Annotated in this window: 15 protein-coding genes; 12 read left to right on the plus strand and 3 right to left on the minus strand. The window is 64.2% G+C overall.

Annotated elements, in window-relative coordinates; translation table 11 throughout:
- The first annotated feature begins 2 nt into the window (after positions 1–2).
- The 8 genes from pstA (at position 3) to MNBBLIKP_RS11075 (ending at position 7,794) form a co-directional block, all read left to right on the plus strand.
- Positions 3–863, plus strand: a complete 861-nt coding sequence (gene pstA / locus MNBBLIKP_RS11040) for a phosphate ABC transporter permease PstA (protein WP_176399743.1) — start codon at positions 3–5, stop codon at positions 861–863.
- Positions 864–869: 6 nt separating this feature from the next.
- Positions 870–1,637: a phosphate ABC transporter ATP-binding protein PstB gene (pstB, locus tag MNBBLIKP_RS11045; protein ID WP_088310313.1), complete on the plus strand. Its 768-nt coding sequence runs from the start codon at positions 870–872 to the stop codon at positions 1,635–1,637.
- Between the two features lie 11 nt (positions 1,638–1,648).
- Entirely contained in the window at positions 1,649–2,341 is a 693-nt protein-coding gene (gene phoU / locus MNBBLIKP_RS11050; protein WP_088310314.1) for a phosphate signaling complex protein PhoU, read from the plus strand.
- Complete coding sequence (gene phoB, locus MNBBLIKP_RS11055; protein ID WP_088310315.1) at positions 2,341–3,030, plus strand: phosphate regulon transcriptional regulator PhoB; 690 nt, start codon at positions 2,341–2,343, stop codon at positions 3,028–3,030. Before phoU ends, phoB begins: the two co-directional genes overlap by 1 nt.
- A 52-nt stretch (positions 3,031–3,082) precedes the next feature.
- Positions 3,083–5,092 carry a TonB-dependent receptor gene (locus MNBBLIKP_RS11060; protein ID WP_088310316.1) on the plus strand — a complete coding sequence of 670 codons (2,010 nt, stop codon included), beginning with the start codon at positions 3,083–3,085 and terminating at the stop codon, positions 5,090–5,092.
- A 69-nt stretch (positions 5,093–5,161) separates the two neighbouring features.
- Entirely contained in the window at positions 5,162–5,935 is a 774-nt protein-coding gene (locus MNBBLIKP_RS11065) for a class II aldolase/adducin family protein (RefSeq protein WP_088310317.1), read from the plus strand.
- A 14-nt stretch (positions 5,936–5,949) separates the two neighbouring features.
- Positions 5,950–6,489 carry a (2Fe-2S)-binding protein gene (locus MNBBLIKP_RS11070; RefSeq protein WP_088310318.1) on the plus strand — a complete coding sequence of 180 codons (540 nt, stop codon included), beginning with the start codon at positions 5,950–5,952 and terminating at the stop codon, positions 6,487–6,489.
- Between the two features lie 24 nt (positions 6,490–6,513).
- Positions 6,514–7,794 (plus strand): NADH:flavin oxidoreductase/NADH oxidase family protein, encoded by a 1,281-nt coding sequence (locus MNBBLIKP_RS11075; RefSeq protein ID WP_088310319.1) that lies wholly within the window; start codon positions 6,514–6,516, stop codon positions 7,792–7,794.
- Here the strand turns inward: MNBBLIKP_RS11075 and MNBBLIKP_RS11080 are convergent.
- Entirely contained in the window at positions 7,791–9,869 is a 2,079-nt protein-coding gene (locus tag MNBBLIKP_RS11080) for a TonB-dependent receptor (RefSeq protein ID WP_088310320.1), read from the minus strand. The genes MNBBLIKP_RS11075 and MNBBLIKP_RS11080 overlap by 4 nt on opposite strands.
- 151 nt (positions 9,870–10,020) lie before the next feature.
- Between MNBBLIKP_RS11080 and MNBBLIKP_RS11085 the strand changes: the two genes are divergently transcribed.
- Complete coding sequence (locus MNBBLIKP_RS11085) at positions 10,021–10,365, plus strand: arsenate reductase family protein (RefSeq protein ID WP_088310321.1); 345 nt, start codon at positions 10,021–10,023, stop codon at positions 10,363–10,365.
- A gap of 16 nt (positions 10,366–10,381) precedes the next feature.
- Here the strand turns inward: MNBBLIKP_RS11085 and MNBBLIKP_RS11090 are convergent, their stop codons facing one another.
- Positions 10,382–11,725, minus strand: coding sequence for an MFS transporter (locus tag MNBBLIKP_RS11090; RefSeq protein WP_088310322.1), 1,344 nt, complete (start codon positions 11,723–11,725; stop codon positions 10,382–10,384).
- A 97-nt stretch (positions 11,726–11,822) separates the two neighbouring features.
- Between MNBBLIKP_RS11090 and MNBBLIKP_RS11095 the strand changes: the two genes are divergently transcribed.
- A complete protein-coding gene (locus MNBBLIKP_RS11095; RefSeq protein WP_088310323.1) occupies positions 11,823–12,449 on the plus strand; it encodes a class I SAM-dependent methyltransferase in 627 nt (208 codons plus the stop codon).
- 12 nt (positions 12,450–12,461) lie between these two features.
- Here the strand turns inward: MNBBLIKP_RS11095 and MNBBLIKP_RS11100 are convergent, their stop codons facing one another.
- Complete coding sequence (locus MNBBLIKP_RS11100; protein WP_140420592.1) at positions 12,462–13,268, minus strand: glycerophosphoryl diester phosphodiesterase membrane domain-containing protein; 807 nt, start codon at positions 13,266–13,268, stop codon at positions 12,462–12,464.
- Between the two features lie 63 nt (positions 13,269–13,331).
- On the opposite strand from MNBBLIKP_RS11100, the gene lipB reads away from it, so the two are divergent.
- Positions 13,332–14,009: a lipoyl(octanoyl) transferase LipB gene (gene lipB, locus MNBBLIKP_RS11105; RefSeq protein ID WP_088310325.1), complete on the plus strand. Its 678-nt coding sequence runs from the start codon at positions 13,332–13,334 to the stop codon at positions 14,007–14,009.
- Positions 14,006–14,308, plus strand: a complete 303-nt coding sequence (locus tag MNBBLIKP_RS11110; RefSeq protein WP_088310326.1) for a hypothetical protein — start codon at positions 14,006–14,008, stop codon at positions 14,306–14,308. Before lipB ends, MNBBLIKP_RS11110 begins: the two co-directional genes overlap by 4 nt.
- Positions 14,309–14,418 lie beyond the last annotated feature (110 nt).

The raw sequence follows: 14,418 nt of genomic DNA on the forward strand, positions 1-14,418 counted from the left end.
GCATGAAGCGGCGTCTGGCAAGCCGCCACGCGGCGGAGCGGCGTTTCCGGCTGTTCGGGCTGGGCGCGATCGCGCTCAGCCTGGCGTTCCTCGCTTATCTGCTGTTCACCATGCTGCGGAGCGGACTGGGCGGGCTTGACTGGGCCTTCCTGACCGGATCGGATTCAACCGAGGCCAGCGTGGCCGGGATCTGGGGTGCGGCGAAGGGTTCGATTCTGACCATGGGCGTCACGCTTGCCCTGTCATTCCCGCTGGGCGTGCTCGCAGCCGTCTATCTTGAGGAATTCGCACCCAAAGGGCAGCGCTGGGTCGAATGGGTCGAGGTGTCGATCAACAACCTGGCCGCCGTGCCTTCGATCATTTTCGGTCTGCTGGGCCTGGCGGTATTCATCAACACGCTGCATTTGCCGCGCTCCAGCCCGCTGGTGGGCGGTATGACGCTGGCACTGATGACCATGCCGGTGATCGTGATTTCGGGCCGAAACGCGCTGAAGGCCGTACCACCCTCGATCCGCAATGCTGCATTGGCGGTGGGGGCAAGCCCGGTTCAGGCAACCTTCCATCACGTGCTGCCGCTCGCACTGCCCGGGATCCTGACCGGCACGATCATCGGCATGGCCCGCGCATTGGGCGAAACCGCACCCTTGCTGATGATCGGGATGCGCGCTTTCGTTTCCACTCCGCCTGGCGGGATCACCGATCCGTCCAGCGTCATGCCGATGCAGATTTTCCTGTGGTCGGACGAAATCGATCAGGCCTTTGTCCAGAACACTTCTGCCGCGATCATCGTGCTGCTGGTTTTGCTGCTGGCGATGAACGGCCTGGCCATCTACCTCCGCAACAAGTTCGAGACCCGCTGGTAGGACCCCATGACCACACCCCAACTCAAGATCACGGCCAAGGGCGTCAACGTCTTCTATGGCGAAAAACAAGCCATCAACGATGTCTCGATCGAGATATCGACCGGCGCCGTCACCGCCTTTATCGGTCCGTCGGGCTGCGGGAAGAGCACGTTCCTGCGCACGCTCAACCGGATGAACGATACCATCGCCGGGTGCCGGGTAACTGGCCAGATCAGCCTGGACGGGCAGGACATCTATGCCAGCGGCATGGACGTGGTCGAACTGCGCGCTCGGGTCGGGATGGTGTTCCAGAAGCCCAACCCTTTCCCCAAATCGATCTATGAAAACGTCGCCTATGGCCCGCGCATCCACGGGCTGGCGGCAGACAAGGCCGAAATGGACGCGGTGGTCGAAAAGTCGCTGCGCCGCGCCGGATTGTGGGACGAAGTCAAGGACCGCCTGCAAGACGCAGGCACAGCGCTTTCAGGCGGACAGCAGCAGCGGCTGTGTATCGCCCGCGCGATCGCGGTCAGCCCTGAAGTGATTTTGATGGACGAACCGTGTTCAGCACTCGATCCGATCGCCACAGCGCGGATCGAGGAACTGATCGACGAACTGAAGAACCGCTATGCGATCGTCATCGTCACCCATTCGATGCAGCAGGCCGCGCGCGTTTCACAGCGGACCGCCTTTTTCCACCTGGGAACCATGGTGGAATATGGCGACACGTCGCAGATTTTCACCAATCCGAGCGAAGAGCGCACCAAGGATTATATCACTGGCCGTTACGGCTGAGGAACTGAATCATGGCCGAACATACCGTCAAGGCATTCGACAACGAAATCACCCAGCTGCGCGGCCTGATCGCGGAAATGGGGGGGCTCGCCGAAGTGGCGATCCGCGATGCGATCACTGCGCTCGTCAGGCATGACGAAGTGCTGGCCAATACCGTGGTGCTGGCCGATACCCGGCTTGACGCGCTGGAGGCCGAAGTGGACCGGCTGGCGGTGCGGATCATCGCACTGCGCGCGCCGATGGCCGATGACCTGCGTGATGTCATCGCCGCACTGAAAATCTCGGGCGTGATCGAACGGATCGGTGACTATTCCAAGAACATCGCCAAGCGCGTTGGCCAGATCGAACGGCTCAAGAAGTTCGAACCGCTGACGCTGATTCCGGCCATGGCCGATATCGCCCAGGGCATGGTCCGTGATGTGCTCAACGCTTATGGCGCTCGCGATGCGGAACTGGCGGTCGAAGTGATCGAGCGCGATGAAAAGCTCGACAATTTCTACGACAGCATCTTCCGCAACCTGGTGGCGCACATGATGGAAAACCCGGCAACCATTTCCAGCGCGGCGCAGCTGCTGTTCATCACCCGCAACATCGAACGGATCGGCGACCACGCCACCAACGTTGCCGAAATGGTCTACTATGCAGCCACCGGACAATACCACGCCGGGCGCGAACCCGGCAGGCGCGACGAGCAGGACAGCTGATGGCCCTTTCTGTCCTCATCGTCGAGGATGAAGCCGCCTTGTCAGGGCTGCTGGAATGGCATTTCAAGTCTGAAGGCTATGACGTGCGCGTGACCCCGGACGGTGAGGAAGCGCTGCTGATGGTGCGCGAAAGCCAGCCCGATCTGATCGTGCTGGACTGGATGGTGGAAAGCCTGCCGGGAATCGAAGTGTGCCGCCAACTGCGCCGCGCCAAGGAAACCGCACGCCTGCCGATCCTGATGCTGACCGCGCGCGGCGAAGAGGAAGACCGGATCCGCGGTTTGAAGACCGGAGCGGATGACTATGTCACCAAGCCGTTTTCACCACGCGAACTGATCGCCCGGGCCGAAGCCCTGCTGCGCCGCAGCCGCCCTGCACTGGAAGACGGAGTGCTGCGGGTCAGCGATCTTGAGCTTGATCCGATCGCCCACCGGGTCCGGCGCGCGGGCGAGGCGCTCAAGCTTGGCCCAACCGAATTCCGGCTGCTGCGCCACTTTATGGAACGCCCTGGCCGGGTCCATTCCCGCGCCCAGCTGATCGACGCGGTCTGGGGCATGGACCGCGACATTGATGAACGCACGGTCGATGTCCATGTCCGGCGCCTGCGCCAGGCGATTGATCGCGACGGCCAGGACAGCCTGATCCGCACCGTTCGCGCGGCAGGCTATGCGATCGAGTTTGCAGGCTGATACATCTCCGGCATTGAATTGTCGGCCCATTGGCGCGATGGCCCGTAGCGTGATGCACCGCCTTCCGATCTTCGCCCTGCCTCTGCTGGCCCTGCCCGTTGCCGCGCTGGCGGACGAAGCAACCCCGCTCGAGATCGTCGTCACCGGGCAGGGTCTTGACCGCAGCCAGAGTGATCCGGTGTTTGGCACCGTCACCATTGACAGCGCCCGCAGTGCTGCCTCGGCCTCCGGGCGGCTGGAGGACGTGCTGTCCGCCGTCGCAGGTTTCCAGCAGTTCCGCCGATCAGACAGCCGTTCGGCCAATCCTTCGGCGCAGGGCGCAACCTTTCGCGGGCTGGGCGGCAATGCCACCAGCCGGACCCTGATGCTGCTTGACGGAGTGCCGCAGGCCGATCCGTTTTTTGGCTACATTCCGTTCTCAGCGCTTGCGCCCGAACGGCTGCGTGCCGCCTATGTCACGCGCGGCGGCGGATCGGGCGCGTTCGGGGCCGGTGCGGTGGCGGGCACGATCGACCTGGTCAGTGCCGGGGCGGGAGAGCTGGCCCTGCTCTCCGCCCGGGGCCTGATGAACGATCGCGGCGAAAGTGAGCTGACGGCCACGCTCGCGCCCGAACTGGGTGGCGGCTTCGCTGTGCTGTCCGGTCGATGGGACCGGGGCCAGGGGTTTTTCACCACCCCGCCAGCACAGCGCGTTCCCGCCAGCACTCGCGCGCGGTACGACAGCTGGAGCGCAGCGGCCCGCGCGGTTGCGCCGCTTGCCCCCGACATCGAATTGCAGGCGCGTGTGGCGGCCTTCAATGACCAGCGCGTGCTGCGCTTTGCCGGGGCCAATACCGCCAGCAGCGGGCAGGATGCCAGCCTGCGGCTGGTTGGCAAGGGCGCGTGGCAGTTCGATGCCCTGGCCTATGTCCAGGCGCGCGATTTTTCCAACGTGGTGATCAGCGCGACCAGCTTTCGCAAGACGCTGGATCAGTATGCGACCCCTTCGACCGGACTTGGCGCCAAGCTGGAACTGCGCCCGCCGCTGGCGGCGGGCCACGAACTGCGGCTGGGGCTCGATTGGCGGCGCGGGACCGGGCGGACGCAGGAAGTGGCTTATAACGCCGGCACTGGCGCGGTAACGGCGCGCCGCCGCGCGGGCGGTCGCAATAGCGACCTCGGGCTCTATCTGGAGGACACCTGGAAACTGGGTGCGCTGCAGCTGACCGGCGGGCTGCGCGCCGATCGCTGGACGATCGCGGATGGTTCTTACCGCGAATCCAATGCGGCGGGAGCGCCGACCATCACCAATCTTTTCGCCAACCGCAGCGGCTGGCAAGCAAGCTGGCGCGGCGGGGCGCGGCTGGAACTCACCCCCATGCTGATGCTGCGCGGCGCAGCCTATACTGGACTGCGCCAGCCCACGCTCAACGAGCTGTACCGGCCATTCGCGGTCTTCCCCGTCACCACCCGCGCCAATGCAGCGCTGGTCAATGAAGACCTGCTGGGGTTCGAAGCCGGGTTCGATCTGACCCCGGCAGCTGGTGTCAAACTGATTGCAACCCTGTTCGACAACAAAGTCCGCCATGCGATTGCCAACGTCACCATCGGCACCAACCTGCGCGAACGCCGCAATGTCGATGCTGTTCATTCGCGCGGGCTGGAATTCGATGCCAGCGCGCCTCTTGGCCCGCTGCAGTTCGATGGCAGTCTGGCACTGATCCAGGCCAAAGTGGAGGCCAGCGGCAGTTCCGCGGCGCTGAATGGCATGCGTCCCGCGCAGGTTCCCAAGGTCGCGGCGAGTGGCACGCTTTCATGGGTACCTGCAGCGGGCTGGCTGCTAGCCGCGACGGTCAAGCACACCGGTTCGCAGTTCGAAGATGATCTCCAGACCGACCGCCTGCCGGCTGCAACCACGCTCGACGCTGTGTTGCGTGTGCCGCTTGGCAGGCGGCTGACCGTGCTGCTGCGGGGTGAGAATCTGACCGATGTGACCGTGGTGACCCGCAATCAGGCCGGATCGCAGGATTACGGCACTCCTCGCACCATCTGGTTCGGGTTGAACCTTGCCCTGGGGCGCTGACGCCGGGGGCATTCCCTTTTTGTCAGACGCGCTCTAAACCGGTTTCAAACCCGAACCGGAGAGAACCCCATGGCCACTCAGCTCAGCGCGCACACCCGCAATCTCGATTGCAGTGAAGAGGAGTGGCAAGCGCGCCAGCAGCTGGCCGCCTGTTATCGGGTGTTCGATCACCTCGGCTGGTCGGAATCGATCTACAACCACATCTCGGTCAAGGTGCCAGGTGAGGAAGGCGCGTTCCTGATCAACCCTTATGGCCTGCTGTACAGCGAGGTTTGCGCCAGCAACCTGGTGAAGATCGATATTGACGGCAATACCCTGGATGGCAGCCCGTTCCCGGTCAACAAGGCCGGCTTCGTCCAGCACAGCCTGTTCCACCGCAACATTCCCTGGGCCCACGCGATCGTCCACACCCACACCACCGCGACGATGGCGGTGTGCAGTCTGGAAGGCGGCTTGCAGCCCGTGAATTTCTATGCCTGCAATTTCATCGGACGGCTGGCCTATCACGATTTCGAAGGGATCACCGTGCGCGCCGAGGAAGGCGAACGACTGCTGCAGAACCTGGGCGACAAACGGGTGCTGATGCTGAAAAACCACGGACCGGTGATCCTGGGCCGCTCGATCCCGGAAATCTTCATCATGCACTGGTCGCTGCAACGCGCCTGCGAGATCCAGCTGGCGGTGATGGCAGCGGGTCAGCCCACGGTCATTCCGGACGAAGTTGTCGCCATTCACCAGCGCGACTTGCACGAGGCCAATGTTCCCGGCCATCAGCCCGGCGGCGCGGATTTTGACGCCTGGGTACGACGGATCGACAAGATCGACCGCAGCTGGCGCGATTGAAGCCCTGACCCGGCATGACCCGTCTGACCATCAACGAGCGGCCCGTCGAATTCAAGATGGACCCGCAAACGCCCTTGCTGTGGGCACTGCGCGATGCCGCGAACCTGACCGGGACCAAGTATGGCTGCGGCGCGGGGGATTGCGGGGCCTGCATGGTCCTGATCGATGGTGAGGCGCTGCGCAGCTGTCTGATCTCGCTGGCCGAAGCCGAAGGCCGGGTGGTGACCACGATCGAAGGCCTGTCGCCCGATCGATCGCACCCGGTGCAGCAGGCCATGGTTGCCGAACAGGCAATCCAGTGCGGTTTCTGCACCCCGGGAATCGTGATTTCGGCGGCGGCGCTGCTGGCCCGGAATGCTGACCCAACGCCCGAGGACATCAAGGCCGCCGTGCCCAACCTGTGCCGCTGCGGGGTCTATCCGCGGCTGGTCCGCGCAATCCAGCGCGCTGGCCGGGTAGCGCGGCGGGTAGAGACGATCAGCGCCGCGCCAGCTCCGGGCATCACGCCCGATGATGCCGCGCGCGCTGTGCCGGCAATGAAGCCCGCACCGTAACGTACACGCTCAATCGGGGGACACATGATCGAGACACCGTTGACGCTGCCTTGCGGGGCCGTGCTGCCCAATCGCCTGTCGAAAGCAGCGATGACCGAAGGACTCGCCAATCCTCAAGGCTTGCCCACGCCTGAGCTTGAGCGGCTTTACCGGATCTGGGGTGAAGGCGGCGCAGGCCTGTTGCTGAGCGGCAATGTCCATGTCGATGCCGATCATCTGGAGCGGCCCGGCAATGTGATTGTCGACCGGCCCGGCGATGCCGCGATGATCGACGCCGTGCGCCGCTGGACCGGAGCCGCCAAAGCGCAGGGCGCGCAGTTCTGGGCGCAGATCAGCCATGCCGGGCGCCAGACGATGAAGCCGGTCAATCCCCGGCCCAAGGCACCATCGGCGGTCAAATTGGGCCTGCCCGGCGGCCAGTTCGGCGAACCCGTGGCTCTGACCGGCGTGGAGATCACCGAACTGGTGCGCCGCTTTGCCCAGGCAGCGGCAACTTGTGCCGAGGGCGGGTTTGACGGCGCACAGATCCACGCCGCGCACGGATACCTCATTTCCCAGTTCCTCAGCCCGCGCGCCAACCAGCGCCAGGACGAATGGGGCGGCAGCCTGGAGAACCGGGCGCGGTTCCTGCTGGACGTGGTCAAGGCAACCCGGGCCGCGGTGCCTGCCGGGTTCGCGCTGTCGGTCAAGCTCAACAGCGCGGATTTCCAGCGCGGCGGCTTTGCCTTTGAAGACAGCCTGCAGGTGGCCCGCTGGCTTGAAGCGGCGGGCGTGGATCTGATCGAGATTTCCGGCGGTACCTATGAACAGCCGCGCCTGCTGGGGCTGGAAGGGATGGAGCCGGTGGAGCAGCCTGGCCTTGCCGCGTCGACCCTCGCGCGGGAGGCCTATTTCGTCGATTTCGCGCTGGCGATGAAGGACACGCTGAAAGTGCCCTTGATGGTCACCGGCGGTTTCCGCAGCCGTGCGGCGATGGAGGAAGCGCTGAACCGGGGCGCAGCCGACGTCATCGGGCTCGGCCGTCCGCTCTGCGCCATGCCCGATGGCGCAGCGCAGTTGCTAAGCGGGCTTGATGTCTTGCCGCGCGCCGAGGCAGGACTCGCGCTGTTCCCGCCTGCGCTGGGCTTTCTTAAGCGGATCAAGGCCCTGCGTGCGGTTGATAGTTTTGCAGCGCAATACTGGTTCTATTGCCAGATCTATGCACTGGGCCGCACCGGCCAGACCGACCTTGGCAAAAGCGTGTTCTCATCTCTGCTGGAGGTGGAGCGCACCCACAAGGCCTGGCTGAAAGCGCGGCGCGGTTAGAGTTTCAACCGCAGCGTCAGCCGGGCGTTGATCGGTTCGCCGGTAGAGATGTTGTGATCGGTGTGGGCGCTTGGGTAATAGCGCGCGTCGGTCAGGTTTTCGACATTCAGCTGCACCGCGACGCGATCATTCAGGTCATAGAACAGCGCGGCATCAAGCCGGGTGAAACCAGGCAGGCGTACTGCATTGCTGATCGTCGCCCACTGGCCAGATTGGTGAACCAGCCCCAGCCCCAACCCGAACTTGCCGGTCAGGTCATAGCGGGTCCAGGCCGAGAACTGGTGGTGCGGCAACTTATCGAGCTGACGGCCCGCCGGAGCAGCAGTGGTGGCCGAGCGGATCTCACCCTCTTGCCAGGTATAGCCCAGACTGATCTGCCACTGCGGCAGCACCTGACCAGCCATTCCCGCTTCAAATCCGCGCACCCGGCTCTTGCCAGTCAGTACCGGATTGCCGCTCAGCGGGTCGTTCGAACGGGTGTTCGCGCGATCGACCTGGAACAGCGCTGCGGTGAACGAAAGCTGCGCCGCCGGATCCCATTTTACCCCCAGTTCCAGATTGCGGAACGCTTCGGGGGCTAGTGTGGCAGTGGTGGCATCGAGCACCGTGAACTGGTCACCCGATTGCGGCAGGAAGCTTTTTGCATAGCTGGCATAGAGCGAAATCTGTTCACGCGGCTTGATCACCAGACCAAGCCGGGGTGACCATTTGCCATCGCTGCGGCTGGCGGTGAAACCGTTGATGGTGTTGCGCGAATCGATCCGGAAATCATCGTACCGCGCGCCGACGATCGCTTGCAGCCAGGGGGCCAGCTCGATCTGGTCTTGCAGATAGGCCGACAGGCTGCGCACATCAGAGCTGGAGGCGCGGTTGATCGGGGTCCAGTCGACCACCGGCAAACTCAGCACCCGCGCCAGCGGTACAGTGCCGGTCAGGGTCCGCGCCGCACCAAACAGCACATCGCGGCGGGTTGAAAGGGTGTCTTGCTGGCCACCTTCGATCCCGGCCAGCAGGGTGTGGCCGATCGGGCCGGTCTGACCCTTCCAGACCAGATTGGCCTGCCCGATCCAGTTGCGGCGCTGGACGCCATTGTCATAGCCGCTGAGCGTCACGGTCGTGGCGCTGGTTCCGGCGGGCAGGACATTGGCGTAGTACTTGTCATAGTCTGCAAATTGGCCGCTGACGGAAAGAGTCAACTGATCGCCCAGTTCGTGATCGATCCGGGTGCGCACCACATGGGCGTCAACCCGGCTCTGGTTGATTGTGGACGAACCAAAGAAGGTCCGGTCATAGCCTTGGATCGGCACCCCGCCGAGCGACGGGACTCCGCGATCGGTCACGCGGCGGTCACGATCATATTCATAGGCCAGGGTGACCAATGTGCGTTCGCCAAATCGCGCAGTCAGGCTGGGGGCGAATCCGGTGAAGCTGCCCTGATAGCTGTCCCGGTGGTTGGCGAAGTCTTCGTAAGTGGCGTTGATTCGCAGCCCGGCATTGTCGGCCAAGGCCAGATCAAGATCGCCCGCAAGCGACCAGGCGCCCCAGCTGTCCGCCCCGGCAGCCATACTGCCGTGCGTGCCATGAAGCGCCGAAACCTTGGATACCCGGTTGATGATCCCGCCGCCGCCGCCGCGGCCGAACAGCAGCGCATTGGCGCCCTTCAGCACCTCTACCCGCTGCGTATTGTAGAGCGGACGATAGTACTGTGCATCATCGCGCAGCCCATCAAGAAAGAAGTCGGCGGTTGAGCTCTGCCCGCGCAGCACCACCTGATCACGGTGTCCTTCGCCCTGACCCAGGGTGACGCCCGGGACATAGCGCAGCGCATCGTTTAACTGTTCTACTGCCTGGTCATCCAATTGCTCGCGCCCGATCACCGCCACGCTTTGCGGTGTATCGCGCAGCGCCGTTCCGGTCTTGGTCGCATCCACATCATCCGTGCGGTAGTGATCCGCCGCGCCGACCACTACAATCGGTGCGGCATCGTCATATTCTTCTGCGGCGCAGACCGGCGTGGACAGCATCAATGCAGCAAGCCCGGCGGAAACCAGCAGCGCGGCGCGGGGCGAGGTCATCAATGCTTCCTTATTGCGAATAATTCTCAACAGCGAATCTGCCGCTAATGCGAATCGTTCGCATTGACAAGGATCAAATTTGCCCGGGCCGCAGAAAGTTTCTAAGCAGCCACCAGGCGCGGGCCTGCCGCCCGGCACGAAAGGACCAAGCATGAAGGCGACCATCTGGCACAACCCGGCCTGCGGCACATCGCGCAAGACGCTGGCGATCCTGGAGGAAACCCCGGGGGTTGAACTGACGGTGATCGAATATCTGCTCAATCCGCCCAGCGCAGGCAAGCTGGCCCAGCTTTACCGCGATGCCGGCATTACCCCGCAGCAAGGGCTGCGCCTGCGCGGCACCGATGCCGAGGAGCGCGGTCTGCCCCAGGCGAGTGATGCAGATGTGCTGGCTGCCATGGCCGCCGAAGGCAAGCTGATCGAACGCCCGTTGGTGGAAACCGAAAAAGGCGTGCGACTGTGTCGGCCGCAGGACCAGGTCAACGAGATCCTGTAGCGGCCAAGCCGCCAGCTTACCGGCGCTGCAACAGTTCTTCGTCGCTGCGCATCCCGGTAATCCCCAGCACGATCACCGCCAGGCAGAGCAGCTCGATCACGGCAAAGCCGATCCACGGATTGTGGCCATAAAACCAGACCCCCAGGGCAGGCGCAACGATATAGGCCGCACCGTTGACCGAAGCGACGATCCCGGCAGACTGCCCCTGCTCAGCCCGACTGACCGCGAGTGAAGCGCCGGCAGTAAAGCCCGGACGGAACAGTCCGAACCCCAGCGAAGCCAGCCCCATGCCGACAATGATGGCATGCAGATCATGGCCTACTGAAAGCACTGCCACACCCGCTCCGGCCAAGGCCATGCCCCACAGGCTGCTGGCGCGCGGGCCCAGGTGCCACAGCGGGATGATCCCCCACTGCGCCAGCAAGGTGGCCAAGGCCCCCGCCATCAGCACCAGACCAGTCGGCCCCGCACCCAGCTCGGGCGTGGCGCGCAGTCCCAGTCGATCAAGCACCAGAAATCCAACGATCCCCATGGTCGCTGCCTGAGCATGTCCGCCGAGCAGGCCCGCGACCAGCCAGGGTCGCAGGCGCCGATCGGTCCAGGCCAGATCGGGTACCTCTTCGGGCAAGTGCTCTTCGCTCTCCGCATCCGGCGCACCGCGTGCGGCGATGTTGGAGTTTGCGCTGAACGGGGCGGCCATCACATCGCCGCGCGCGGCATAGGCGGGATCATCGTTCGGCAATCGCAGCCTGAGCGCGACCAGCACTGCCAGCGCGATCAGGGCAAAGGCCAGGAACGGGCTGACAAGACCCAGCTGCGGCATGATCAGCAGCGGTGCCAGCGCCGGTCCCAGTACCGTGCCAAGCCCAAAGCTGGACGAAATCAACGAGAGCGACTGGGTGCGTTCGGCCCGGCTGGTCCGGCTGGCGACATAGGCCTGGACTGCCGGCGGCGCGGCCGAGCCGAACCAGCCGTAGAGCGAGCGGAACGTGGCGAAGACCAGCAAGGTGGCAATCGGACCAAGATAGCCGTTCAGCCCCAGGTACAACGCCAGACCGCACAGGCTGAAGCTGGTGATGAACCCGGTCAGCCCGATCGCCATCATGGCCTTTCGCCCGCGCTTGTCGGATTTGCGCGCCCACATCGGGGCGCAGATCATCCACAACAAGGCCGACCAAGTATAGGCCAGGCTGATCCAGAAATCCTGCACTTTCAGCGCAGTACCGATCGCCGGCATGACCGATTGCATCGCCGTATTGCCCGCTGCGGTTACCAGCATGACCATGAACAACAACGCCAGCCGCGCAGGCGGCAGGCTGGCAGTCAGGTCCGAACCGGGTTGCAGATCGCTACGCTTCATCGCTTTCGTCGCTAGGGAACAATCACATGCCTTGCAATGGCCCGGCAAATTTGCAAACGCCTTGCCAGCCCGAAACGAAGCAGGACCCCATTCCCATATGACCAGTCCCGAGCTTGTCGGTGAGGCTTTGCCCACCAAGGCGATCCGCAAGATCAAGCAGATGCTGGGGCCTTGGGGTGTCTTTCTGGAAGGCTTCATCCGCAATCCGGTAATGGTCGGTTCGATCATCCCGTCGTCGCGCTTCACGATCCGCAAGATGCTGGCCCCGGTCGATTGGGACAATTGCCGGTTGTTTGTGGAATATGGTCCCGGGGTGGGCACCTTTTGCCGCCCGGTGCTGCAGCGCCTGCCGCGCGACGGACAGTTGATCGTTATCGATACCAACCCGCTGTTTATTGACTATCTGAAGGCGACCATCAGCGACAGCCGGTTCGTACCGGTGCTGGGTTCGGCCGCAGATGTCGAGGATATCATCCTTGCGCACGGGCATGACCACGCTGACTATGTCGTTTCCGGTCTGCCATTTTCGACCCTGCCCGATGGCGTCGGCCCGGCGATTGCGGCCGCAACCCACCGCGTTCTGCGCAAGGGCGGGGCATTTCTGGTCTATCAGTTCACGCCGCGTGCGCGTGATTTCATGGCGCGGCACTTCACCCGGATCGATCACCAGATGGAAATGATCAATGTCCCGCCCTGCTTCCTTTATTGGGGCTGGAAGGACTGACCCGCGGTCGTCCTATTCGAACACCGCCATATCGCTGTGGCCGCTTCCGGCCAGCTGGCGGTGGATCGCCGCCAGGCTGAGCGCAACATAGACGGCAAAGCCCGCGCCGATCGCGGCTGAAACCGCCGCGCCGCCGATCCGCGCGGCTTCCACTCCGCCGATCAGGGCAAGCAGGATCCCGATCCCGGCACTCGCCACCACAGCGATCACAGTCACTGCCAGTCCCAGCACCACCAGGAACAACAGGATCCGCCCAGCGCTGCCCCGGGTCAGGTCCCAGGACCGGCGCAGCACGGCCAGCGGGCTGCGCATTCCCTCAATCGCGATGACGACCGGGACCATGACCAGCCGGACCGAAATCCAGACCACCGCCGCTGCCGCCGCCAGGCCAAGCAAGAGGGCCAGTGCGCTGGACAGCGGCGCGAGCAACACGATCACACCAAACACGGCGGCCCCGGCCAGCAAAAGCAGGGCCTGAGCCCCAAGATAGGGCAACAGCCCGCCCGCCGCCGCGCGGATCGCATCGCCCACAGTGGCCCGCCCGACGCGCGCGGCCAGAGTCAGGACGGCAAGCTGGCCCAACACCTGAACCAGGGTGGCGACCAGCATATACGGCGCGGTCTGGCGGTAATACCCTTCAAGCATGGTCATCATTTCGCGCAGCTGCGCACCCGCAGGCGGTTCGGGCTGAGGAAAGAACAGCGCCAGCGCGAGCGCCGGGAGAAAAAAGAACACCCCTGCGATCGCGGCCATCACATCCTTGTTTGCGCTGACCATGGCGGTCGCTTCCGACCAGGCTTTGCTGGTGTCGAGGGGCATCGGCGGTTCCTTCACAAATCAGCCTCTTGATAACCACACCATTTGCCGCCACGCAACGCAGCAATGACCGTGAACCTGCCTGACCAGATCGAATGGCGCATCGAAAGCGAGCAAGTGCCCTACCGCACGGCCCTGGCCGAGATGACCGGGCGCAATGCCGCGATTGCCGAAGGAGCGGCGCGCGAGCTGATCTGGCTGCTGGAGCATCCCCCGGTCTACACCGCGGGGACCAGCGCGGCCGCGGACGAATTGCTCGATCCCCGCTTTGACGTGGTCGAGGCCGGACGCGGCGGACGTTATACCTATCACGGCCCGGGGCAGCGGGTGGGCTATGTCCTGCTCGACCTGAAAAGCCGTGCGCGCGATGTGCGCGGGTTTGTCCATGCCATGGAAGGCTGGGTGATCGCCACCCTGGGTGATTTCGGGGTTGAAGGCTTCCGTGCGCCAGGCCGGGTCGGGATCTGGTGCCGCGACATCGACGGGCGCGAAGCCAAGATCGGCGCGATCGGTGTGCGCATCCGCCGCTGGGTGACGATGCACGGCTTTTCGGTCAACCTCGACCCCGATCTGTCCCATTTTGGCGGGATAGTGCCCTGCGGGATCGACCAGTTCGGGGTAACCTCGCTGGCCCGGCTGGGAACAAGGGTTGATTCCGCCACGTGGGATCGGGCATTGCTGGCCCGCGCGGATCAATTCCTGGCTGCGCTGAATCAGCCCTGCCCTCCGGAGGCCTTGCCATGAAGCCTTATGTCCCAGCCCTGGCGCTGACCCTGCTGGCTCTGTCGGGCTGCAAGCAAGAGGTTAAGCCGAGCAAGGCCACTGGCGGGACCGCTGCGGGCGAGATCCTGCCTGGTTCGATCAGCGACGCGATGGTTCCGGTGGACAGCCTGCGGTCACAACCCCCGGCTGCCCCCAAAAGCGAAGCTGGCCCTGCTGACAAGGCCAGTTCCAAGCCCGGCGCCGCCACCGCGCCGGCTGCTGCCGCCGCACCCGCCGCCGAAGCTCCGGAGCCAGCCGATCCGGCCCCGCCAGAGGGCTGAACCGGCAAGCTTGAGCGTGAGACGTGGTGCCTGAACCGCACCCTTTCGAAGGTCCGGACCGCATAAAGTGACAAAGGTGACAAAGGTCACAAAGGTCACGCGGAATCGCT

It is taken from the genome of Novosphingobium sp. B 225 (assembly GCF_002198665.1).
Classification (GTDB): Bacteria; Pseudomonadota; Alphaproteobacteria; order Sphingomonadales; family Sphingomonadaceae; genus Novosphingobium.